At 58.9% G+C, this 23,183-nt stretch carries 20 protein-coding genes; 6 read left to right on the plus strand and 14 right to left on the minus strand.

Translation table 11 applies throughout. From position 1 onward, the window contains the following. Window positions 1-80 precede the first annotated feature (80 nt). Entirely contained in the window at window positions 81-1,445 is a 1,365-nt protein-coding gene (locus B8783_RS11730; RefSeq protein WP_084420301.1) for a leucyl aminopeptidase family protein, read from the minus strand. 115 nt (window positions 1,446-1,560) lie between these two features. Here B8783_RS11730 and B8783_RS11735 point away from each other — a divergent pair, with 115 nt between their 5' ends. Beyond that, entirely contained in the window at window positions 1,561-2,514 is a 954-nt protein-coding gene (locus tag B8783_RS11735; protein ID WP_084420302.1) for a tetratricopeptide repeat protein, read from the plus strand. A gap of 88 nt (window positions 2,515-2,602) precedes the next feature. Here the strand turns inward: B8783_RS11735 and B8783_RS11740 are convergent, their stop codons facing one another. From B8783_RS11740 to B8783_RS11780, 9 genes are all read right to left on the minus strand, one after another. After that, complete coding sequence (locus tag B8783_RS11740) at window positions 2,603-3,574, minus strand: type II secretion system F family protein (protein WP_084420303.1); 972 nt, start codon at window positions 3,572-3,574, stop codon at window positions 2,603-2,605. A gap of 12 nt (window positions 3,575-3,586) precedes the next feature. Then, on the minus strand, window positions 3,587-4,612 hold the full coding sequence (locus tag B8783_RS11745) for a type II secretion system F family protein (protein WP_233355764.1): 1,026 nt from the start codon (window positions 4,610-4,612) through the stop codon (window positions 3,587-3,589). A gap of 2 nt (window positions 4,613-4,614) precedes the next feature. Beyond that, window positions 4,615-6,123 carry a CpaF family protein gene (locus tag B8783_RS11750; RefSeq protein ID WP_084420305.1) on the minus strand — a complete coding sequence of 503 codons (1,509 nt, stop codon included), beginning with the start codon at window positions 6,121-6,123 and terminating at the stop codon, window positions 4,615-4,617. 20 nt (window positions 6,124-6,143) lie between these two features. After that, window positions 6,144-7,487: an AAA family ATPase gene (locus B8783_RS11755; protein ID WP_084420306.1), complete on the minus strand. Its 1,344-nt coding sequence runs from the start codon at window positions 7,485-7,487 to the stop codon at window positions 6,144-6,146. A gap of 28 nt (window positions 7,488-7,515) precedes the next feature. Continuing rightward, window positions 7,516-8,226, minus strand: coding sequence for a CpaD family pilus assembly protein (locus B8783_RS11760; protein WP_084420307.1), 711 nt, complete (start codon window positions 8,224-8,226; stop codon window positions 7,516-7,518). 6 nt (window positions 8,227-8,232) lie between these two features. Then, window positions 8,233-9,702 carry a type II and III secretion system protein family protein gene (locus B8783_RS11765; protein ID WP_084420308.1) on the minus strand — a complete coding sequence of 490 codons (1,470 nt, stop codon included), beginning with the start codon at window positions 9,700-9,702 and terminating at the stop codon, window positions 8,233-8,235. Next, window positions 9,702-10,532, minus strand: coding sequence for a Flp pilus assembly protein CpaB (cpaB, locus tag B8783_RS11770; RefSeq protein WP_084420309.1), 831 nt, complete (start codon window positions 10,530-10,532; stop codon window positions 9,702-9,704). Before cpaB ends, B8783_RS11765 begins: the two co-directional genes overlap by 1 nt. A 99-nt stretch (window positions 10,533-10,631) precedes the next feature. Beyond that, complete coding sequence (locus tag B8783_RS11775) at window positions 10,632-11,129, minus strand: A24 family peptidase (RefSeq protein ID WP_084420310.1); 498 nt, start codon at window positions 11,127-11,129, stop codon at window positions 10,632-10,634. Window positions 11,130-11,274: 145 nt separating this feature from the next. Continuing rightward, on the minus strand, window positions 11,275-11,433 hold the full coding sequence (locus B8783_RS11780) for a Flp family type IVb pilin (RefSeq protein WP_084422078.1): 159 nt from the start codon (window positions 11,431-11,433) through the stop codon (window positions 11,275-11,277). A gap of 320 nt (window positions 11,434-11,753) precedes the next feature. Between B8783_RS11780 and B8783_RS11785 the strand changes: the two genes are divergently transcribed. Beyond that, a complete protein-coding gene (locus B8783_RS11785) occupies window positions 11,754-12,194 on the plus strand; it encodes a pilus assembly protein N-terminal domain-containing protein (RefSeq protein ID WP_084420311.1) in 441 nt (146 codons plus the stop codon). Window positions 12,195-12,282: 88 nt separating this feature from the next. On the opposite strand, the gene B8783_RS11790 is transcribed toward B8783_RS11785, so the two are convergent. The 3 genes from B8783_RS11790 to B8783_RS11800 form a co-directional block, all read right to left on the minus strand. After that, complete coding sequence (locus tag B8783_RS11790) at window positions 12,283-13,221, minus strand: helix-turn-helix domain-containing protein (protein WP_084420312.1); 939 nt, start codon at window positions 13,219-13,221, stop codon at window positions 12,283-12,285. Window positions 13,222-13,310: 89 nt separating this feature from the next. Continuing rightward, complete coding sequence (gene ptsP, locus B8783_RS11795) at window positions 13,311-15,581, minus strand: phosphoenolpyruvate--protein phosphotransferase (RefSeq protein WP_084420313.1); 2,271 nt, start codon at window positions 15,579-15,581, stop codon at window positions 13,311-13,313. A gap of 26 nt (window positions 15,582-15,607) precedes the next feature. Next, a complete protein-coding gene (locus B8783_RS11800) occupies window positions 15,608-16,855 on the minus strand; it encodes an aspartate kinase (RefSeq protein ID WP_084420314.1) in 1,248 nt (415 codons plus the stop codon). 96 nt (window positions 16,856-16,951) lie between these two features. On the opposite strand from B8783_RS11800, the gene ubiG reads away from it, so the two are divergent. Both ubiG and B8783_RS11810 read left to right on the plus strand, forming a co-directional pair. Continuing rightward, window positions 16,952-17,734 carry a bifunctional 2-polyprenyl-6-hydroxyphenol methylase/3-demethylubiquinol 3-O-methyltransferase UbiG gene (gene ubiG / locus B8783_RS11805; protein ID WP_084420315.1) on the plus strand — a complete coding sequence of 261 codons (783 nt, stop codon included), beginning with the start codon at window positions 16,952-16,954 and terminating at the stop codon, window positions 17,732-17,734. Further along, window positions 17,731-18,342: a DUF924 family protein gene (locus B8783_RS11810; RefSeq protein WP_084420316.1), complete on the plus strand. Its 612-nt coding sequence runs from the start codon at window positions 17,731-17,733 to the stop codon at window positions 18,340-18,342. The genes ubiG and B8783_RS11810 overlap by 4 nt, the downstream gene beginning before the upstream one ends. Here the strand turns inward: B8783_RS11810 and B8783_RS11815 are convergent, their stop codons facing one another. Further along, window positions 18,343-20,094: an alpha/beta fold hydrolase gene (locus B8783_RS11815; RefSeq protein WP_169711784.1), complete on the minus strand. Its 1,752-nt coding sequence runs from the start codon at window positions 20,092-20,094 to the stop codon at window positions 18,343-18,345. Between the two features lie 256 nt (window positions 20,095-20,350). On the opposite strand from B8783_RS11815, the gene B8783_RS11825 reads away from it, so the two are divergent. Then, complete coding sequence (locus B8783_RS11825) at window positions 20,351-21,619, plus strand: multidrug effflux MFS transporter (RefSeq protein WP_084420319.1); 1,269 nt, start codon at window positions 20,351-20,353, stop codon at window positions 21,617-21,619. Window positions 21,620-21,760: 141 nt separating this feature from the next. Continuing rightward, the gene (gene mltF, locus B8783_RS11830) at window positions 21,761-23,143 is read left to right on the plus strand and encodes a membrane-bound lytic murein transglycosylase MltF (protein WP_084420320.1); all 1,383 of its coding nucleotides are present in this window, start codon (window positions 21,761-21,763) and stop codon (window positions 23,141-23,143) included. Window positions 23,144-23,183 lie beyond the last annotated feature (40 nt).

Below are 23,183 nucleotides of genomic sequence, written 5' to 3' on the forward strand. Positions count from 1 at the left end.
TGATATCGATTTTCGCTAAAAAGCAGGAAATTCGACATCACGCAAGCCACACGTAAAAACGTGCCTGTTTTCAGGCCCCATCAGGCATATCGTGTCCGAACCATCGTCCAGATCGAACGAAGTCCGCACGCGGCGGCGCCTTCAGGGCGTCCATATTTGCTTTTCCGCCAGGCCCAGACGTCAAGGTGAACCCAACGGCGCGCATCAACGAACTGCTTGAGGAAGACAGCGGCTGTGATCGACCCAGCCATACCGCCGCCGCCAGAATTCTGGATATCGGCGATGGAGCTGCTCAGCATGGATTTGTACGGATCCCAGAGCGGCATGCGCCAGACCGGGTCCCCTGAGACGGTGCCGGCCGCCCAGATCGCGTCAGCAAGATCGCCGTCATCGGTATAGAACGGGGCAAGATCAGGTCCGAGCGCGACGCGGGCCGCACCGGTAAGGGTTGCAAAATCGATGAGCAGGTCCGGGTCGCTCTCGCTGGCGCGTGTCAGGGCGTCGCCGAGGATGAGGCGGCCTTCGGCGTCGGTATTATCGATCTCGACGGTGAGGCCCTTGCGGGTCGAAAGGATGTCGCTAGGGCGGAAGGCATCTCGGCCAATCGAGTTTTCGACCGCTGGCACATAGAGCTTGAGACGGACGGGCAGTTTCGAACTCATCACCAGCTTTGCAAGCGCGATGACGTGGGCGGAGCCGCCCATATCCTTTTTCATCAGCTTCATGCCACTACCGGTTTTGAGGTTGAGGCCGCCTGTATCGAAAGCGACGCCCTTCCCGACCAGGGCGAGCTCAGGGTGATCTTCATTGCCCCATGACAGCTCTATGAAGCGGGGCGCTTCGGGCGCCGCGCGGCCGACCGCATGGACCATCGGATAGTTTGCCTTCAAGAGGTCGTCGCCCGTGATGACGCTGAGATCAGCGCCATGATCCTCGGCGAGCGTGCGCACGGCCGTTTCGATACCGGCAGGCCCCATATGTTGCGCCGGCGTGTTGACCAGATCCCGCAGAAGCGCGACGGCCTCTGCTTCGCGGTCCAGGGCAGCCGCATCGTCGCCATCGCCGATGACCAGGCGCGGAGGGGTGGCCTTCTTTTTGAGGTAACGGTCAAACCTGTAAGCGCCATCGGCCCAGCCGGCCGCGATATGGGCTAGCGAAAGGCCAGCATCGCGCGCAACTTCATAGTCGCCTTCCGGCAGCTTTGCAGAGAGCGCAGCAACCGCGAGCGCGTCCTGCGCCGAGCCGAGACCAAAGAGGACATCGGTAATCGCGCCGTCCTCGCCCGCGACAATCGCCATCTCGCCTGATGCGCCTTCGAAGGCGGTCGCCTTGGCCTGCGCCAGGACGGGACCTTGCAAGCTGTCGCCCGCCTCTTCCCAGTCAGCTGGACGGAAGAAATGAAGGCGAGCCGGAGTGTCGGCGCTGGCGGTGAAGGCTTTGTACATGGGCGGCGGGGTCCTCTGTAGTGCAATTGGTTAAGCGGCAGGGCTTTCCTGTTAACTGATCCTTGATGCTTGCCACGGCAAGGTGCTGGCTGAATCACCTACCGGAGCTGACCTTATGTCCAGAGCCAAAACCTGCCTGCCTGCCGTCTCATTGACGGCGCTTTTGATTGTATCGGCCTGCGCCAGCACGGGCGCAAGCCAGGAGCTGTCCGCCGAAGCAAAAATCGAGGCAGCCATGGCAGAAGAGCTGGCCCCTGCGACGCCCGAACAGATCGCCGAAGTCGACAATGCTGACCCGCTGACACAGGCCAATTTCTGGGCAGGTGAATTCCGCAAGGATCCAACACGGCTGGATGTCACCATCCGCTTCACGCAGGCGCTGCGCGCGATTGGAAGCCATGAGCGCGCGATCGAAGTGTTGTCGAAGACAATTCCCGCGCATCCGCAGTCAGCCGAGCTTCACATGATCATGGGCCGGGCGCTGCTCAGCGAGAACCGACCGGATGAGGCCGCCGAAGCGTTCTACAAGGCCAGCTATTTGAACCCGAAGGACCCGGCTGCCCATGCCGCCTTTGGCCTCGCCATGGACCGGCTGGAACGTCATTATGATGCGCAGAAGGCCTATCAGGAAGCGCTGGATATCGATCCCTCACGTGTCTCGACGCTGACAAATTTCGGGCTATCCCTCGCTTTGTCTGGCGATCTCGATCGGTCGGAGAGCCTGCTTCGCCAGGCTGCCAGCCTTCCCCAAGCCGATAGCCGGGTTCGCCAGAACCTCGCATTGGTCCTTGGGCTTCAGGGGCGGTTCGACGAAATGCGCGAGGTCGACCCGCACGCGCCACAACGCACAGTCGATGCAAACCTTGATGCTTTGCGCGCCATGATTGCCCCCGCCCGAGACTATGGCGCCTTGCGTGACGACGCTCAGCCCGCTGAAGCCATGCCGGTGAGCCGGTTCGTTGAGCCGCCAGCGAGCGAGCCAGCGGTTGAGCAGCCCAAGGTCACGCCAACCAAAGCCGAACAGAAACCACGCCCACGGCCGCTGCTTCGCGGCTCGCTTGGCGACTAGAGAAAACCCACAATAGACACATCAACGAAAAAGGCCCCGCCAGACGGCGAGGCCTTTATTTTTGAGGGTCTGTCCTGCGGCGCGCCCGCTACTGGCCAGCCTTCATCTCGGTGTACTTGATGTAGGCCGGGCCGAGGACGACCAGGAACAGGACCGGCAGGAAGAACAGGATCATTGGCACGGTCAGCTTGGCTGGAAGAGCGGCGGCCTTCTTCTCGGCATCAGCCATCCGCATGTCGCGGTTTTCCTTGGCCATGACGCGTAGCGCATCGCCCAGAGGCGTACCGTAACGCTCAGCCTGCATCAGCGCCATACAGACGGATTTCACGCCTTCATGGCCTGTGCGTTTGGCGAGGTTTTCATAGGCCGTGCGCCGTTCCTGAAGATAGGCAAGCTCAGCGGTCGTCAGCTGAAATTCCTCGGCCAGTTCTGTCGAGGCCGACCCGATCTCTGCGCCGACTTTTGCAAAACCGATTTCGATCGACATGCCGGATTCCACGCAGATCAGCAGCATGTCCAGCGCATCTGGAAAAGCACGCATGATCGATTGCTGGCGTTTGGCCGCGAGATTGGAAATGTAAAGGTTGGGCGCATAGAAGCCCGCGGCGGCCCCGAAGATCACGGCGCCGATCTTCATCTGCGGGTTCAGCCCCAGATCATTGACGAGGAAGATATAGACGAAGGTCAGCAGGGCCCCGGCAAATGGCAGGATGAAGCGGCAGAAATAGAAAATCGCCAGTGGACGCGGACCGCGCAGACCCGCCTGCGTCAGCTTTTGCTGGACGTTCGGATCTTCCAGCATTTTCTGAAGGTTCAGCTTGCTGGAAATCTTGCCGATCTTGCCATTGTCCTCGCGCTTGAGGCTCTTGCGCTCGAGCGCTTCGCGACTGGCGCGGCGCAGTTTTTCACGCTGGCTGGTCACCTGCTTCAGACGGGTTTCGAGCTTGTCGCCCTTAAGGACCGGCAACATGACCGAGGTAATGGTGGCGAACATGGCGACGGCGGCCAGGATCGATGCAATGGCGGCGGGGTCAGCGAGGACGCTAGAAATCCAGTTCATTATGCCCTCCCCCTAGATATCAAAGCTGATCATGCGCTTCATCACCGTCACACCTGTGAACATGAGAGCCGCGCCCATGAACAGGATCATATGGCCGGTTGGCTTAATGAAGAGTTCCATGATGTAGGCTGGCGTTGTGAGGAACACCATGACGCCCACGGCGAATGGAAGCGTGGCGATAATACCGGCGGACGCCTTGGCTTCCGACGACATCGCCTTGATCTTTTCACGCATCATCTTGCGCTCACGGATCACCTTGGAAAGGTTGCCGAGCGCTTCGGAGAGGTTACCGCCCGACTTGGCCTGGATCGTCAGCACAATGACGAAGAAGTTGACCTCTGGTAGCGGCACACGCTTGTAGAAATTCTGCAGGGCGCGCTCAACCGTCGTGCCCATCTGGATATTGTCGGTCAGGGTCTGGAACTCAGCGCCGAGTGGCGCGGGGCTTTCGCGGGCGATGATGCGCAGACACTCTGTCAGGGGCAGACCGGATTTTACACCGCGCACGATGATATCGATCGCGTCGGCAAACTGGGCCGTGAGCTTTTTGTAGCGCCGCTTGGTCAACATGCCCAGCAGCCAGCGCGGCACACCAAGGAAGCCGGCAACCGCCGCGGCAAAGATCATGGCAGGACGGGATTTGATCTCAAACCCGGCGATCGGGGGCGGGCCTTCTGCACCTGACATGAAGGTGATCAGCGCAAAGCCAATGCCAAGAACGGCGGAGAACATCCAGAAGGCTTCTGGCGGAAAGTCGAGCCCGGCCTGACGAAGCTTGGCCTTGATGTCCTGAGGAACGATGGATTTGCGGCGCGCTTCGTCCTGCTGACGCAGCTTTTTCAGCATTTGCTGCGTCTGACGGCGGCGCTGCGTATTCGAGTCGGGATTTGAGCGGTTTTTCTTCGCTGTCCCTTCCTTCATTTGACGCACGCGCTTGTTGGCCGCGTCCCCGGCGCCGCCTGTCAGGGCGATGCCCGCGCCAGCCACCGCCAAAAAGGCCAGAACGCCGACGACAATGAAGATAAGGTCCGAACTCATGATCAGGTGTCCAGCGCGTCGATGGCTTTGGCGAGATCTCGCTCAAGGCTGTAATAGGAGGCGCGCTCCCAGAAGCGTGGACGGCCGATGCCTGTCCCGCGATGTTTGCCGGTGACGCGACCGTCTTCGTCTTCGCCGTCGATCTCGAATTTCAGGACATCCTGAAGGATGATTGTATCGCCTTCGAGACCCATGACTTCAGTGATCTGCATGATCCGGCGTGAGCCATCACGTAGACGCGACGCCTGAACAACAACATCGATCGAGCCGACGATCATTTCGCGGATGGTTCTGGCCGGCAGAGAAAAGCCGCCCATTGTAATCATCGATTCAACGCGGCTCAGGGCCTCACGAGGGCTGTTGGCGTGCAGCGTGCCCATCGAGCCGTCATGGCCTGTGTTCATGGCCTGCAAAAGGTCAAACGCTTCAGGGCCACGAACCTCGCCGACGATGATCCGCTCAGGACGCATCCGCAGACAGTTCTTCACCAGATCGCGCATCGAGATCTCGCCGGAGCCCTCAATGTTCGGGGGGCGAGTTTCGAGACGCACGACGTGGGGCTGCTGAAGCTGAAGTTCGGCAGAGTCTTCGCAGGTGATGACGCGCTCTGTCGGATCGATAAATCCGGTCAGACAGTTGAGCAGCGTCGTCTTACCCGAACCGGTACCGCCAGAGATCAACACGTTACAGCGCGAATGGCCGATAATCCGAAGGATTTCAGCGCCCGCTTCGGAGATCGAGCCGAACTTTACGAGGTCGGCGAGGCGCAGCTTGTCCTTTTTAAACTTACGAATGGTAAGCGTCGGGCCATCAATCGCCAGAGGCGGCGCGATGACGTTCACACGCGAGCCGTCCAGAAGACGTGCGTCACAGATCGGCGAACTTTCATCGACGCGGCGGCCGACCTGGCTGACGATGCGCTGACAGATATTCATCAGCTGGGAGTTGTCACGGAAGCGAATATTCGTCCGTTCGATCTTGCCGTTGACCTCGATATATGTCGTATCGGCGCCGTTCACCATGATATCGGCAATGTCGTCGCGCGCCAGAAGCGGCTCGAGCGGGCCATAGCCGAGAACATCGTTACAGATATCGTCGAGCAGGTGCTCCTGCTCTGAAATCGACATCACAACATTCTTGATGCTGATGATCTCAACAACGATGTCGCGAATTTCCTCGCGCGCACTTTCAGCATCGAGCTGGGCAAGCTGACCGAGATCGATCGTATCGATCAGTGCGTTGAAGATGGTCGTCTTCGTTGCGTAATATTCTTCGGACCGGGTATCGACGCGGTGAACGCGCTCAGAGCTCATGTCCGGCGGGGGTTTCAGGGACACCGGCTTGGCGCCGCCACCCACGCCCGGAAGGCCGCCCAAAGGCGAACCGTCGGCCGGTTTAGGCTGTGCAGCTTTCGGCGCTTCGGAGGCGGCCGGGCGGGCAACGGCCGGCTTTGGCGGCTGCGGCTTTACCGCCGTCTGTACTCCACTACCTGAACGTTTGCCGAAAGCCATCTAGCCTTACCAATCCTTGTTTACTTGCCGAGCAATTTCTTGAGCAGGGACTTCGTTGGCTGGACGGTTTCTCGTCCTGAAAGCATTGAAGCGAGCTGATCAATGGCTTGTGCGGCCTTTGAGTCAGGGTCCGTTTCCGAAATCATCTGTCCTTTGTTCGACGCATTGCCGAAAAGCTGCGGATCAAACGGGAGAATAATTTCCGGCTCGACCTCGATCGCGGCGGCGAAATCCTTCACAGGAATCTCCGGGCGCTTGGGCACGCCAGCCATATTGATGACGAGGCGTGGCGGATTATCGTTCGGGCGCTGTGATTTCAGCTGATCGATGATGTTCTTGCCGTTGCGCAGGGAAGCGAGATCCGGCTGACAGACGACGATAACTTCGTCTGACTTCATCAGTGTGCTGTAGATCCATTCAGACCAGCCATGCGGCATATCAAGCACCACATAAGGCATCAGGCGGCGAACGCTCTCGATGACCGATGTGTAGGCAGCTGCGTCGATATCCATGATGCGGCTGACATTGGCCGGCGCGGTAAAGAGCGAAAGCCGATCCGTGGCCTTTGCCAGAAGCCTGGAAATAACGGTGTCGTCTGCCCGGTCTGGCGCCAGAAGGGCGTCTGCGACCGTCTGCGGTGTCTCGTGGTTAAAATCCAGCGACGTTGTGCCGAAGGACAGGTCGAGGTCGACGAGCGAGGTGTTGACCCGCGCATTCTCGGCCAGTGACCATGCCAGATTGTGAGCGATAGTCGATGCACCAACGCCGCCCTTTGCGCCAACGACGGAGATCGATTTTCCGACGAAAGGCGAGTCCGGGTCGGTGAAAAGATTGCTGATCGAGCGGACCATCTGCACAGGCTCAATCGGCGGAACGAGATATTCGCTCACGCCGCGCGAGACGAGCTGACGGTAGAGCGCGACATCATTGGTCGCCCCGATGACCATGACCTGGACACCTTCCTCGCAATTGCTGGCAAGATCGTCGATCTGCTGCAGCATGACGCTGGCCGGCGCCGAGGATTCGACAATCAACAAATTGGGCGTCGCATTGTGGGCGAGATGGTCGATGGCGGCCGGAATGCCGCCACGCGCGACCTGAACGCTGGCATTGGCCATGCGGCGATCATTCTGCACACGATTAATTGTCTTGCACACGCGGTCGGTCTCGCAGAATGCAAGCACGGAGATTGCAGGAATGGCCCGGTCGCCGCCCTCATAGGCATTCATCGGCGGCAGCTCGACACCCTGCGTAACGTCCTTATACGGCGCATCGACAGGACCCGTCAGCTGATCGAGCAGGTTGCTCGGGTCGTTGTCGTCGAGATCGAACTCGTCATCGAAAAGTGCGTTTTCGTTGCTCATTCCCTGTTTCCTTCGACCTTCCCTAAACTCAGTTAACTGCGGTCGAGACCGTGCCGGTCTCCTGATCGCTGCGCTGAGCCGTTGTGGTTTCGCCGTCGCGATAAAGCTGTAGCTGGTTGGTGCGGCGTTGCGCGTCGCCCGGATCGAGCGGACGGTCGCCGAAGACATCAGCCGGATCGGCAATCATCGCAGCCATGTTGGTGCGAACCGAACAGCCGAGCGATGGCATGTCATTGTTGCTGACGGCATTTGCAAAATCATAAGCGGACTTTTGCAGGCAGACCGGTGCAATGGCCTCGTAAGCCCGAAATGTCAGCAGCATGGGCGCATCTGTGCGCCCCTGTGGATCATAGGCGTTGCCGCGAATGTCGGCATAGTCGACGCCCTGACTCCAGGCGATATCGCTGGCCTCAGACACTGCATTCGTACCGACGCGGCCGCTCGGATCAATTGCCGGGACCGACACCACAAGGGGGCCATGGCCGCGGCGGCGATATTCACTGACGAAGGTTTCAATGCGTCCGCGTTCAGCCGCGCTGAGCCGGCCGCCGCGTGGGTCGATGAAAACTTCAAGCGACTGGGTCTGTTCCGCGACGCCAATTGCATTGCGGTCAAGCGTGGTGCCGGTGAGGTATTCAGCAGGGATTGGCCCGTGCCTTCCCCCGGCCTGACAGCCCGAAATTGCAAGGACAGCGCCAAAGCCGCCGGTTACAAGTGCTAGTTTCACGACACGCATCATGATCGTCTACTCCTCAATGAAGCCGACAGGGGCGTTGTAATTATCAGGCGTCAGCCCGTCGCCGCGATTGGCATAGACGGCGTTCAACTTGCCGAAAAAGAGCGTCCGCGGATCAACTGCGTTGACGTAGCCATCAGCAGGCGTGCGCAGATATCCCTTCTGGGTTGGATCCACGAGATAAGGGGTCACGATCACGACCAGCTCGGTTTCTTCATTCAGGAAGTCACGTGACTGGAAGAGCGCGCCTAGAACGGGCAGCTTCTTGAGGCCTGGCAGCTGGTCCAGCGACTGGCGTGTCTTGCTCTGGATCAGACCGGCCATCATCATTGATCCGCCCGAAGGCAGCTCGACCGTGCTTTCGGCGCGCCGGACCGTGAGGGCCGGGATCGTCAGCGTTTGCTGAGTGATGATGTTGCCATCACCGTCCACGCCCGCCGCGCTCTGGCCCTGGAAGGCGCCCTGATTGGTCAATTCGGACACTTCGGTCGAAATCTTTAGCGAAATGCGTCCTTCGGACAGGACAACCGGTGTGAAGGCGAGGCCCACACCATAAGGTTTGAATTCGATGGTGATGCGGCCTGCATCATCCTGGCCCACCGGGACCGGGAACTCGCCGCCTGCAAGGAATTTTGCCGCCTCGCCCGAGACCGCAGAGATATTTGGCTCTGCGAGGGTGCGGACGATGCCGATACGCTCAAGCGCCTCGATATCGGTGTCGACAGAAGACTGCCGACCATTGGCGTCAATCGTATCGTAGTCACCCCTGATCGACAGACCACCGAGAGACTGGCCCTGAACATTAAAGGCTGTTGTTGAAGCCAGGCTAAAATTGAGAACATCTTCAAGGCTGCCCAGCGTCCGACCGACAAGGTCGATACCGAGCTGTTTGACGACCGAGCGCTGCATCTCAACGATGCGAACCTCGAGCATTACCTGATCTTTTGCTGCAATGGACAGCATGTTGACCGGCTCAAGCTCTGGATCGGCCGAATAGGCCTTGATCAGTTTGATGACCTGATCGGATTGCAGGACATTATCGACATGGCCGCTGACGAGCATATTGCCGCCAACACTTTCGATATTGACGCGGGCGCCCGGCACGTAGCGCGAGACAAGGTTCTCGAGCGCTGCGGTGTCGGCGTCGACCACAATTTCAAGATTGAGCAATGGAAGACCATCACGGTCAAACAGGAAGGCATTTGTCTCGCCAACTGTCACGCCGCGGAAAATGAGACGGCGCGCGGTCTGCACGACGGCATCTGCAATGGCAGGGTTGGTGATGACGACATCGGCGACCGGGCGATCAAGCTCGATCACGGTCGATTTGTTGAGGCCGAGCTTGATGCTGCGCGACACATTTGTATCGCCGGGCTCCATGATGGAGACCCCCGTCGCATATTGCGCGCTGGCCATGTGCGGCGCGAAGAAAGCGCCGACGGCAAGCGCGCCGGTAAGGATGTGCTTCAGACCGCTCATCAACTTCTCCCGCTGGCAACGCCATTTTTGATGATTTTCACGCCCTGCCCTGAGCCTGCAGGGCCGTCGAGAAGACTTGTATTGGCTGTCGGGTCGCCATCATTGTCGCCGGCATCTGCGGAGCTGCGCAGTGACAGCGCAATCGTTCCGAGGCGGCTGGCATGAGCCATCAGTTCGGCCTGACGCGGATGAAGCTCCAGCGTGGCCGTCGAGCCCGTCATCGCGGTTTCGCCTTCCATGTCGCCGAAGATCTGGTCAATCGCGAGAACGCGGGCATTCTGGATAACCGTCTTGGTCATTGTTTCTTCGCTGACGCCGCGCTCATTCACGATCTCGACCTCATAGGTGAGGATCACATCGACGCGGTCATCCGGCAGGATAAAGCCGGCCGAGGCGGTTTCAGGTGAAATTTCAACGGATATGGCGCGCATGCCTGGCTGCAGAAGCGCGGCCATGAAGCCGGTCTCGCCTTTTTTTACGATCTTCTGGGCGATAATCGGATCGCCTTCGACCAGGGCCGTTTTTACGACACTGCCGGACAGCTCTTCCACGGCATCAGGATTGGACTCCTGGGTGAAATAAACGGCGTTCACAGATTTTTCCGGCCAGTCGGCCCATTCAAAGTCTTCCGGGGTCAACAAGGTGCCGACGCGCTTCTCGCTATTGGCGACGAGAACTTTTGTCGAAGAAACCTCGACCTCTTTCTCAATGACGACCGGATCGGAGACAACCTGCTGTGCAGGCGAGGAGGACATGCCCCTGACAAGAAATGCGGCGCCGATAGCGGCGCCCGCCGCTACGAGCAAAATAATCAATCGCATGGGTGACATGGAGCGCCCCTCTGGCTTTGAAGTCCCAGCTGTGCCGGGACCGAACTTTCGCAATTTTGCATTTACTGACTAAGGCAAGGTTAATCTGATGAGCGGCGCTCAGAAGTTGAGCGAGGCAAGTAATGGGGAGTATGGCGCGGCATAGATCACGCCCCCGGCGATCGCGACGCCGTAGGGGACACCGTTACCGGCCGACATGGTTTCGCGGGCAAAGCCCGGCGCGGCGCCCGCCGGCACCAGCCGACGCGCCAGAATGACAGTGATGGCCAGTCCGCCGCCGATGACGGCCATCGCGGTCAGGAAAGGCATTGTAGCGCCCGGGCCCAGCCAGAGCATAACGGCCGGGATCATCTTGGCATCCCCGCCGCCGAATACTCCGAATACAAAAAGTAGAACCGATATGGCGAAAGCAATCGCACCTGCCAGCAGATGTCCGCCGGTCACGTCCCAGCCTGGCGCGACAACAATCGCCGCCGGAATAAACAGAAAGGCGATCGTCGCATTTAGACCATTTGTAATCGTGAGCGTCTCGACGTCACGCATGGCCGCGTAGAGGCATAGGGCGACGAAAACGAAAGCGAATATCCCTGCGATCATTATGACCGTCTCCCTGATCGAACTTGATGGGGAGAGTAGCGGTAAAGTCTAAAGACTTGATTGCCTCAAACGAAAGGAGCCGCCGGACGTATCCGGCGGCTCCAAATCATCTGGCCCTTGTGGGGCCTTTCACTGGCGTTTTCGCTTACAGAGCGTTCGCAACAGTGTTGAAGGTCGATGCGGTGCTGGTACCGAGAGCGGAGACAGCGCCGATGATCGCAACGGCGATAAGGGCAGCGATCAGGCCATACTCAATAGCGGTGGCACCGGATTCATTCTTGAAAAAACGTACAAGCTTTTGCATTGGAGACTCCATCATCATGCATTTAACAACGTTCCGATTAATTCGGTTGTTTGCGGAACAGTTCGGGTTCTAACCCACAGCGCTGAATATCAAGTAAATCGATCAATAAAATTCCTGAACGCCGATACGTAATTCATTAACTTTGGTGATCGGTATAATTAACAGGAAACGGCGAGGCGCGCCGCACCTCACGCGATCGCACGGACATCTTGTACGACCGGCCTTGCTATCTTGTCGCCGCGGCAGGCCCGTTAGGCTTCGTGTAACCTTCTTGAGCGAAATTCAGGGTTATAGAGCCACATCACACCAAGGAGCGGCGCATGACATTTTCCGTCAAGTACATCGCAATGGCGGCCACTGCTGTTGCCTTGAGTGCAGCTGCCCATGCCGAGCAAATCACCGTAGAGACAGGGACTTCCAAGCCTCTGAGACTGTCGCGCGATGCATCAAGTGTGGTCATCGGCAATCAGAATATTGCCGATGTGTCGGTGACAGACCCACGGATGATCTTCCTGACAGGCAAATCGTTTGGCACGACCAATCTCGTCGTCCTGGACGCCAATAGCGACATTATATTCTCCGGCGATGTGGTGGTCACAACCAATGCCACCAATCTGGTTACGGTAAACCGCGCAGGCAGTTCATTCACCTACGACTGTGCGGGCGAGTGCCGCGATGCGCCCGTTATCGGTGATGAGCAAGGCCACTTCGCCCGATCAATTGAACAGGCGCAGCAACTACAACGTATGAATGAGAACTAGAGCGACGCTTTAAAATCTCATTATACTTGGAACCCGGCCACCAAGCCGGGTTTTTTATTGCGAGATATCTATCTGGACTGGGAAGTCTCTAGCGGCTGGGTCGGCTATTGTTCGCCGCGGCGAGCGTCGGCTCTGTTTCATCAAGCGCAACTGATGCGGCTTCGTCGACACTGACCGAATAAACCGGCTCTTCCAGCTCAGCGAATCTGCCGACGGGGATATCATCCACGCGCCATTCAAACGCAGCACCATTTTTGACGGTGACGGTCCAGCCGCCTCCGACGCGCGGATAATAGACTTCTTCGCGCGCCATTGTCCGGCTGCGGAAAATCGTACCATCCGGGCCGCGAACTTCGATCCAGGCCGGCTTTAGAGCGACGATGGAGAGGTTTATCCGGTCTGCACTCGCGGTGGTTAGCGGCTCGCGCGCGAAAAGTGATTGTTTGGCGGTATTCACTGCCACGACACGCTCTGCCACTGACGGCACGGCGCGGCCTTCCTGGCTTTTGCCGGGGGTCAGCATGAAGGCAGCAATCCCCATGGTCACGACCATGCCGCCCATAACGGCAGCCGGGATCGCAAAACGTCGGCGGCTGCGCGCGCTTTGCGTCACAGAGGACCGGGGAATGGCCGTCGCCATTGTCGGACGCGAATCCATCGGGAAGTCGGCCAGAACCGGGTCTGAGGAAATACCAAGATACTTGGCATAGCTCTTGGCGGCGATACGGGTCCGGCGCATATCGAAGCCGGGCGGTTGTATCGTCTGTTCGAGGGCTTCAATCACGCGCCGGTTGAGCATCAATGTGCGCGAAACGGCATCAACGCTGAGCTCCTGAGCCTCACGGGCGGCTTTCAGCAGGCCGCCAGCCGTGTAGGCGCCAACGATGCCAGAGCTATCAATAATTTTTGGGGTGACGTGATCTTCAGAGTGCGCATCTGGCGCAGAGTCGGCCGCACCGCCGGAGCCCGGCGCTTCTGCCTCTGTGGAGGAGGGATTTTCTTCCCTGTATCGCTCGTCGTCTGTCATGACGCGATTTTCCAATGATGAACGGCCAATTTCTGCCGTTGGACCTGCACGGTTCGTGCCATGCGACTGACTGGCCTATACCGTAAGCGTCAGTTATCTTTCAAGGCTATTCGCTGTAACTCTGCGATAGCTAACACTTCGTTACGGAACGAGCCGTTCGACGAATGAATTGCAGCCTGGAACGCCGGTGAGAAATCTTCAAGATTCAACGACCGAAGCATGCGCTTGACCGGCCCTATGCCCGCGGCCGGCATGGAAAGCGAGCGAAAGCCGAGACCGATCAGGCACAGGGCCTCAAGCGGATGGGACGCCACTTCGCCGCAAATGGAGACAGGAATCTGCAATTCCTCGCAGCTAGTACGAATGAACTCCAGAAACCGCATGGCCGGACGGCTGACCAGATCGTACCGCTCTGAAACAGTTGGAACCATACGGTCGGCCGCATGGAAGAATTGCAACAGATCGTTCGTTCCGATGGAAATGAAATCGACTTCGCCGGCCACGTCCTTGAGGCCATAGGCAAAGGCCGGGGCTTCCAGCATCGCACCGACTTTCACCTCGCAGGGGCGTGCAAAGCCGCGAGAGGCACTCCATTCGATTTCATCCAGCAGCAGCGCCTTGGCCTCGAAAAACTCCTCGGCAATCGTAACCATCGGGAACATGACCGAGAGCGGGCCACCGTCTGCTGCCCGCACAAGCGCGCGTAGCTGACGCCGGAACAGGCCCGGGCGGTCGAGCGCAAACCGTATGGACCGCCAGCCCAGCGCCGGATTTTCCTCAGCCTGCTGATCGCTATTGGGCAACATCTTGTCACCGCCAAGATCAAGCGTGCGGAAGTGAACCGGCCGGTTGCCTGCAAAATCCAGAACCCGCCTGTAAAAGTCGATCTGCGCATCCATCTTGGGAAGCGTATCGGAGACGAGGAACTGAAACTCGGTGCGGAACAAGCCAATGCCCTCTGCCCCGGTCTTGTCCATGGTCTCAAGATCGAGCGCGAGGCCAGCGTTCAGCAACAGCGTGATATCAACACCGTCGCGCGTTCTGGACGGCTGGTCGCGCAGCGCCTGAAACGATGCCTGTCTTTCGGTCCGCAACAGGCGGCGGGTCGCATAGGCATCCAGCAGCGACGCATCAGGGCGCACGTGCAGGGTGCCTTCCTCGGCATCCACGATCACCTGGTCACCAGAGGAGATGGCGCCCGAGAGGCCGCTCACGCCGCCCAGCGTCGGGATCCCCATGGCCCGCGCGACGATGGCGGCGTGGCTGGAGGGGGCGACTTCTTCGAGCACAATCGCGGCGAGGCCAGAGTGGCGATATTCCAGCAATTCGGCTGGACCGAGGCGACGGGCAATCAGAACCTCGTTTGGCTCGCCCTCTTCTGCTGTTGCGTTGGCGGCAACATCCGCGCCTGCCAGCATCCGAAGGAGGCGGTTGTCGAGATCTTCAAGGTCGTTGAGGCGCTCGCGGAGATACGGATCCTGCGCATTCTCAAGCTTGCTGCGGTGCTCGCGGCGTGACCGGTCAACGGCCGCCTCAGCCGAGAGGCCTGAGCGGACGGCTTCCTCCAGCCGGCCGGCCCAGAGCGGATCAGACGCCAACATCTTGAAGGCCTCGAGAACTTCGCGGGGTTCGCCGAAGATCGCACTCACATCACTGGACAGCATCCGATCAAGCGAAGCCTGCAGCCGGGCCAGCGCATCGCGCAGGCGGGCAACCTCGGCGCGCGGGTCCTCTGCGAAATATCTTGCCGGTGAAACGACCGGGTCATGCAGACGCGCCGCGCCAAGGCCGAGACCATCGCAGAGGATACGGCCCCTCAGATTGACCGAACGGGTGTCTCTCGGGACGCCATTCGATGTCAGGGTCGGCGCTTCAGCGGCAACGACTTCAGCCAGGACCATCGCGATCGTCTGGAGGCTGTCGACCTCGTCTTCTTCATAAGTACGTTCAGCGCGGTTCTGCACCGTCAGGATACCGATAACCCGTCCACCGCGCAGGATCGGCACGCCGAGAAACGCGTGATACGGGTCTTCGCCCGTCTCAGGCCGATAGGAGAAGGCCGGATGGTTCGGCGCGTCCTGAATGGACAGCGGCTCACCCGAAAGCGCGATCTGCCCGACGAGCCCCTCATCGAATCCCATACGTGTCTGGTGCACGGCGGTAGCGCTGAGACCCTCGGTGGCGACGAGTTCAAGCTCATCGGAATCGGTACGTTTATAGATCGAGCAAACGTCAGCCACCATCGTCCCTGCGATGAGGGTCACCACCTGCTGAAGGCGGGTGTCTGCTTCCATATCGCCTGCCATCACATTGCGAAGGCGATTGATCAGGAGCCGGGGAACTGAGAACGTCTGGGGCATATCGTGCCCGCAATTGGCCGCTCAGCCTACGTGGCGTCAAGTCCGAAAGCAGTGTGCAGTGCACGCACGGCAAGCTCGGTGTAGGCCGCTTCGATCAGAACCGAAATCTTGATTTCGGACGTCGAAATGACATCAATATTGATGCCTTTCCTGTAAAGCGCATCGAACATTGTGCCGGCTACACCGGTATGACTTTTCATGCCGACGCCAATAACTGACACCTTGGCGACATCACGCGAGACTGACAAATTCTCAAAACCGATGTCTGTCTTGCGATCAAGCAGCAACTGCTCAGCCTTCGTGCTGTCGGCGCTGGTGCAGGTAAACACCATGTTGGCGCGCTCTGGCCCGCGGGCATTGGCCTGGACGATCATGTCGACATTGACCCCCGCCTCGGCCAGCATGGAGAAAATACGGGCCGAAACGCCGGGTTTATCCTCGACGCCGTAAAGCGTGACCTTCGCCTCGTCGCGTGAATAGGTCACGCCGTTCACAACCTGCTTTTCCACTATCTCTTCCTCACTGCAGACATAGGTGCCTGGATTATCCTCACCGGGGGCGGCAAAACTGGACAGCACGCGCACACGGACATGATGGTTCATGGCCATCTCGACAGAGCGCGTCTGCAGCACCTTGGCCCCAAGCGACGCCATTTCGAGCATTTCTTCGTACGATATCTTGTCGAGGCGACGCGCCTGCGGGACGATCCGCGGGTCGGTCGTGTAAACGCCGTCCACATCGGTGTAGATATCGCAGCTGTCGGCTTCCAGCGCGGCGGCTACTGCGACGGCGCTCGTATCAGACCCACCGCGGCCAAGCGTCGACACCCGTCCCTCATCCGTCACGCCCTGAAACCCTGCGATCACGGCAATCTCACCGCTATCGACCGCATCGGCGAGACCGGAGTTTTCAAAGCCCATGATGCGGGCCGAGCCATGGGCGGCGCTGGTCTTCATCGCCAATTGCCAGCCGAGCCAACTGCGGGCCTTGAGGCCGCGCTTGCGGAGCGCCAGGGCCAGAAGCCCGCTCGTCACCTGCTCGCCGGACGAAACCACGACATCGTATTCATCGTCAAAACTGGAGCCGGTAATCTCATCACCGGCCGCGCCGCGCGCGAAGCCGACAAGCTTGTTCGTCTCACCGGCCATCGCCGAAACGATCACGGCGAGTTTCTCGCCCTGACCGGCTCGCCATGCGACAAGATCGGCCACGTGGGCGATTCGTTCGAGGTCGGCTACAGAGGTGCCGCCAAATTTCAGGACTGTGCGCTGCATTGCCTCGCTGCCAAGCCTTCCCATCTATTGCATCAGGACGTTCGCGCGCCTCTTTAGTCGCGTCAGAGCCATAGCGCAAACAGGTTTGACAAGATAATGAGTGAAAATACAGAAACCCGGCAAAATTTACCCCGAACACCCAGCATTGATGCCGATGAAGTGGCAAAATTTTCGGCGATGGCCGCAGACTGGTGGGACCCGAAGGGAAAGTTCAAGCCACTTCACAAGTTCAATCCTGTGCGGCTGAACTTTATTCGAGAGACAGCCGTGAACCGGTTTGGCCTCGATGCCAGCCAGAGAAAGCCGCTCAGCGGCCTGCGGATTCTGGACATTGGGTGCGGCGGTGGTCTCGTTTGCGAGCCGATGGCGCGGCTGGGCGCGAGCGTCACGGGCGTCGATGCGAGTGAGGCCAACATCAAGACGGCGATCACCCATGCGCGTGAGGGCGGCCTCGACATCGACTATAGGGCCGGCACCGCTGAAGGCCTGCTGGATGGCGGGACGGAGCCGTTTGACATCGTTCTCAATCTGGAAGTGGTCGAGCATGTCGCTGATCCGGCGCAATTCCTGAAGGACACGGCCGCGCTTGTAAAACCGGGCGGACTGATGATTGCGGCGACGCTGAACCGGACACCCAAGGCCTTCGCGCTCGCCATCGTCGGCGCAGAATATGTTCTGCGCTGGCTGCCGCGCGGGACACATGACTTCTCGAAATTCCTGAGACCTGATGAGGTTTGCCAACCGCTGAAGCAGGCTGGTCTGGACACCCGCCCACCCCAGGGCGTCTCGTTCAACCCGCTCGCCGATAGCTGGCGCCTTTCCGATGACACGAATGTGAACTATATGGTTGTGGCTGACAGACCAGAGGTTGCTGCATGAGTGAACTGGCAACGCCAGATGAAATCCTGGAATTCTGGTTCGGCGACGCGCCGGATAATCCGGACGCACTCCCGGCAAAATCAAAACACTGGTTTGCCAAGGATTTTGACTTCGATCGCGAAATCGCAGACCGGTTCGTCGAGACCGTCGCGGCGCTTGCAGGCGGGGTTTGCTACGAGTGGGCCGCACGCGGCACTCGTGAGCGGCTGGCTGCGATTGTGGCGCTCGATCAGTTCAGCCGAAACATCTTTCGAGATCATCGCTTCGCGTTTGCCCATGACCCACTTTCGCGTGAATTGATGCGGGAGGGTCTCGAGGCTGGCGCCGACAAGCATCTCAGCGAGGTGGAACGGGTTTTCTTTTACCTGCCCGCAGAACACTCAGAAGATATCCGCGATCAGGACCTGTCGGTGAAACTGTTTATTGATCTGGTGGGGTCCGCGCGCGAACCCTATCGAGCCTTTTGCGAAAGCACGCTCGACTATGCGCGCAAGCATCGTGATGTCATCGAACGGTTTGGGCGTTTTCCCCATCGCAATGCCGCCCTGCGCCGCGCCTCTACCCCTGAAGAGAAAGACTATCTCAGCCAGCCGGGCGCCGGTTTCTGATCAATTGTCCGGCCGCGATGTCTCACGCCAGAGCTTTTCCATCTGGGCGATGACCAGAGGCCAGTGCGAATAGAGAAGATACTGTCCGGCATCCTCCACGGGGACGAGCTCAACGCCCGGCACGGTGGAGGCGAACGTCTCGAACATCTCCGGTTTGTACACCTTGTCCTGCAGGCCATGAATGATGCGGAACGGGGCTTTTACCTGCCGCGCGATATGCCGCCGATCTGTCATCGACATGCGGATTTCAGACACGAAAGCCTGGGTGCCCTGCGAGACGACGTGCTTCAGACCATCAACGATCACCTGACGTACTTCAGGGCGCCGGGCCACTCTCGCTTCGAGCGGCGTCTCACGGTGAAGCGCGCGCAGCAGATACTCTTCGCGACCATTGTCAATGAAGGCGACCGTGGCGCGGGCCAGAAACCCGATCGCAGCCGGGGCCCGCAGCAAAGTGGTAGCGATCACCCTGTGTTGCCATGGAAAGTCTGACGCCATGCCGTCTTCCCAGCTGGTCTCACCGCCGACCGAGAGAAGCGCTCGCACAAGATCGGGTCTCGAAGCGGCGAAAGCCTGGGCATGGATGATGCCACTGGCATGACCGATCACAATGACAGGACCTGTTTTCAGCCGTTCAACCAGCTGCGCAAAAGCTGCCACGTTCTGTCGAACGCGGTCGTCGAGGCCAGATGTGTCTATGCCACCTGAGTCTCCAAAACCGGCGCGCGAGGGCGCAATGACCCGCCATCCTTGATGGGCGAGCGCCTGAATGGCCGGCTCAGTCCAGCTTGGCCCATGATAGAGATGGTGAAAGAACAGAACAGGTCGGCCTGCCGGATCGCCCTGCTCTAGCCAGCTCAAGGTGCGCCCGTCCGGCAATGTCATCTGCGCCTTGCGGCGTTGCCGGTCCAGCTCGGTGATGGCTGGCGCATTTTCAGTGACAAACCGGGCGGCACTGACCGCCGCACCATAACCCGACAGCACACGGATAGCCTCGGTGACGCTCGGAACATCGAGTTTTGCGAGAATGCCGCGGATTTGTGTGCGGACGGTCGCCATTTTGGCGTTTCGATCATTGGCAATCTTCTCGGGCGTGTCGCCTTTCGCAAGACGTATGGCGACATCCGTTTCAGCCTCAGACAGACCGTGATTGTCCTGCAGGAGTGTACGCTCAACCGGCCCGATGTGAACATCCAGATGGGCGAGCAGGATGGCATCTTCAGGTGTCGCATCAGGTTGCGCGCGCAAAGCGGCCCGCGTCATCAGCGCGCGGACGGGGCGGTCGGAATTTCCAAGGCGCGTCCGCAGAAAGATGTAATCGTCTGACCGGTCGGGTCCGGCGTTGCGGCGAGCCCAGCTCCAGAAGCGCGCCTCGGCCGATTTGTCGAGTTTGAGGTCTTCGAGCCTTTGCGGCATTGACGCCCCAAAAAGTGAAGCGCAGGCTTGGTTTGCGCTCAGGACTTTACCCCCAGTCGACAAAAGAACGGCAGCGGCGGGCATATGATCAACCATCAGACGCGCCGCATCACCTTGCGCCTTCACGCGCCCCATTCGGTCGAGGATCGCCAAAGCGCGCTCGAAATGCGTGTTGATATCATCATCAATGCCAGAGCCGGATGAGGCCGCCTCGTCGGACTGACTGACATAGTCCAGCCACGCCGCGAGCAGATCTTCATAGCGCAGCGGATCAAGCGTCGCCGCATAGGTTTCGTCGACGAGCCTGCGGACTTTTTCAGATTTCGACGTGGCCACAGCGATGCTCCATAGGTCTTCGGACGATCTATCAAAGTATTGACCAGAATAGGAAAATATCTGCCCGATCATCAATATTGATGATGCGGCCAGAGCGAAGTCACCGCAATACTGAACGCTCCATTTTCGATGGACTGTACGCGGGACGCATGCGTGAGATGCAGGCAGTGATGGTTATTACCGTCACTGCCTGTTGCTTTTTCGCCAATGCCCGCCAGATATTGCCTTTGCTCTTCAAGCCAGTGGCGGCATTTCAATGAAACGCGAACCTTCCTTGGCGGCCCCGGCGGTGTCTCGCCCGGCCCTTCCCCTTCCCATTTGGGAATTCGTCGGCATGATTGCCGCGATGATGGCGCTGAATGCGCTGGCCATCGATACGATGCTGCCAGCGCTGCATGAAATTGCGACCTCCTATTCGCTTGAATCCCAGAACGACCAGCAATTGGTGATCTTTGCCTACGTGCTGGGGTTCGGCGCGCCACAGCTAGTTTTCGGCCCCGTCTCGGACAGCTTCGGCCGCAAGAAAGTCGTGCTCGGCTGCATCGTCGGCTACACGATCATGGGATTTGCCTGCATGGCAGCGACCAGCTTTACGATGTTGCTGGTCACGCGCTTCCTTCAGGGCATTGCTGCGTCCGGAATCCGCGTGATTGCTGTCTCGGTGGTAAGGGACCTGATGGGCGGGCGAGCGATGGCGCGCCTGATGTCGCTTGTCATGACGGTCTTCATGGTTGTCCCGATCCTCGCGCCCGTCATCGGACAAGGCGTGATGCTTTTTGCGCCCTGGCAGTGGACGTTCGGGATATTGGGGCTTGCCGGTCTGATCATGTTTGCCTGGATCTCGATCCGCCTGCCTGAGACATTGCCCGCTGATAATCGACCGAAGCTCAATTTCGCCGGATCGATGCGGGCCTATAAGCAAGTCATCATGACGCCTGTCACGCTCGGCTATATGTGCGCGAGCGGCGTCATCTTCGGCGCGCTCTTTTCATATGTCGCTTCATCCGAACAGGTCTTCCGCGATGTCTTTCACAAGGCAGACACCTTTGTGCTGTGGTTTGCCGGCATTGCGGCAGCACTTTCGGTTTCCAACTTCATGAATTCACGTGTGGTCGAGAAAATCGGCATGCGGCGAGTTAGCCACACCGTCCTTCTGGGGTTCATCGCGCTGGCCATTCTGAACACGGTTCTGATGTCGGTCTTCGGCGAGCACTTGTTGATATTTTACCCGCTCTTTGCGCTCACCTTTGCGTGCTTCGGCATGATAGGGGCCAACTTTTCCGCCCTCGCCATGGAGCCGCTGGCCAAGATCGCAGGAACCGGCAGCGCCGCGTACGGGTTTATGACGACCACAGTCGCGAGCTTTTTTGGCTGGCTGGTCGCGAGCCGCTTTGATGGGTCCGTCGTGCCGATCCTGGAAGGGTATGTCGGGCTGGGCATCGCATGTCTGGTCATTGTTCTGATAACCGAGCGAGGCAAGCTGTTCGGGACGGGTGACGAGGCGGACGCCGACGAAGGAATCTAACCGCTATGCACATATGGGACGGGAATTTCAAAACCCGTCCCATATGAGTCGCCCAGACACGCTGAGGTTGGCGCAGCCGGACCGCAGTATCGCTTTGCGTGCTTTATTTGAACGAATTGCTGCGCTATCCATTAGTCCATTATGAATCATACAGTCCGCAACGGCATGATTGCCAGCGTGACGATCCTCGCGGGACTGGGACTAACCCAGTGCTCTAACCGCACAGATACAGCAAATGTCTCAAAGGCAACGTCTGTTGAAGCCATACAGAATGATGGCGATCTGATCGTACTTACACTTGAAGGCCCAACAACCTATCGCGGTACCCGCGACGGCCCTGTCGGGTACGAAGCCGAGCTTGTTCAGCAATTTGCTGATACGCTTGGGGTCACCCCAAAATTCATCAAGATGAATAGCATCGACGAGTTGTTGAAAGCTATGGAGAAGGGCCGCGGCCACATTGCTGCGGCAGGTCTTACGATCACCGAAATGAGAGGATCACGCCTGACCTTTGGTCCGGCCTATAAGGAAGTTTCGGAAATAGTCGTCTGCGGACCGGGCGTTATCGCCCCTAAAACGGCAGAGGACCTGCTGGACGTAGATCTGACTATTCTTGCCAGTTCGTCCTATCAGGAAACGCTGGAGACGCTTCGCATCGACTATCCGCAGCTGGAATGGTCAACTCAGAATGCAGGTTCAGCCATGCCGATCATACGGCGCGTCGAGACCGGCGCTATCGATTGCACCGTCGCCGATTCCCATCTCGCCGAATATGCCCGTCGGCTATTCCCTGACCTCAAGGTCTCGATGTCGCTGACCAAGCCGAGACCGCTCGGCTGGGTCTACAACGAAAAGATAAATGGGATGGACCAGGCCCTCGCCGGTTGGTTCATCGAAGCCCACGCGAGCGGTTATCTCGCTGAGCTTGACGAGAGCTGGTTCGGCCATCTGGATGAGTTCGACTATATTGAGGTTCTACGCTTTGTAGAACGCGTCAATGAGCGCCTTCCGGAATTCAGGACCTACTTCGAAACCGCCGCCAGCGAGACAGAGTTCGATTGGCACCTACTTGCCGCGCAAGCCTATCAGGAATCCCATTGGGACCCTGATGCACGAAGCCCGACAGGCGTACGTGGTCTGATGATGCTGACGAACCGGACGGCCAGCGAAGTTGGCGTCACCAACAGGCTGGACCCTGCCCAGAGCGTCAAAGGCGGAGCAGAATATCTGCAGCGCATATATGATCGCCTGCCGGAGGATATCACAGGCAAGGACAGGACATGGTTTGCGCTCGCAGCCTATAATATCGGGCTTGGACACGTTTACGACGCGCGTAAGCTAGCCGTTCGCCAGGGCCTTGATCCTTCAAGCTGGGATGACATCGAACGGATGCTGCCTCTGCTCACGCGCGCCAAGTATTATCAGACCGTGAAGCACGGCTATGCGCGCGGCTATGAGCCAGTGCGCTACGTCGAACGCATCCGTGACTATTATGGCATGCTGCGGGCGAATGTGCCGGTCTGAGCGTCGAAAATCCTAAACCCTTTCAATGAGCGCAACTTTT

The organism is Henriciella litoralis, assembly GCF_002088935.1.
Lineage (GTDB): Bacteria > Pseudomonadota > Alphaproteobacteria > Caulobacterales > Hyphomonadaceae > Henriciella > Henriciella litoralis.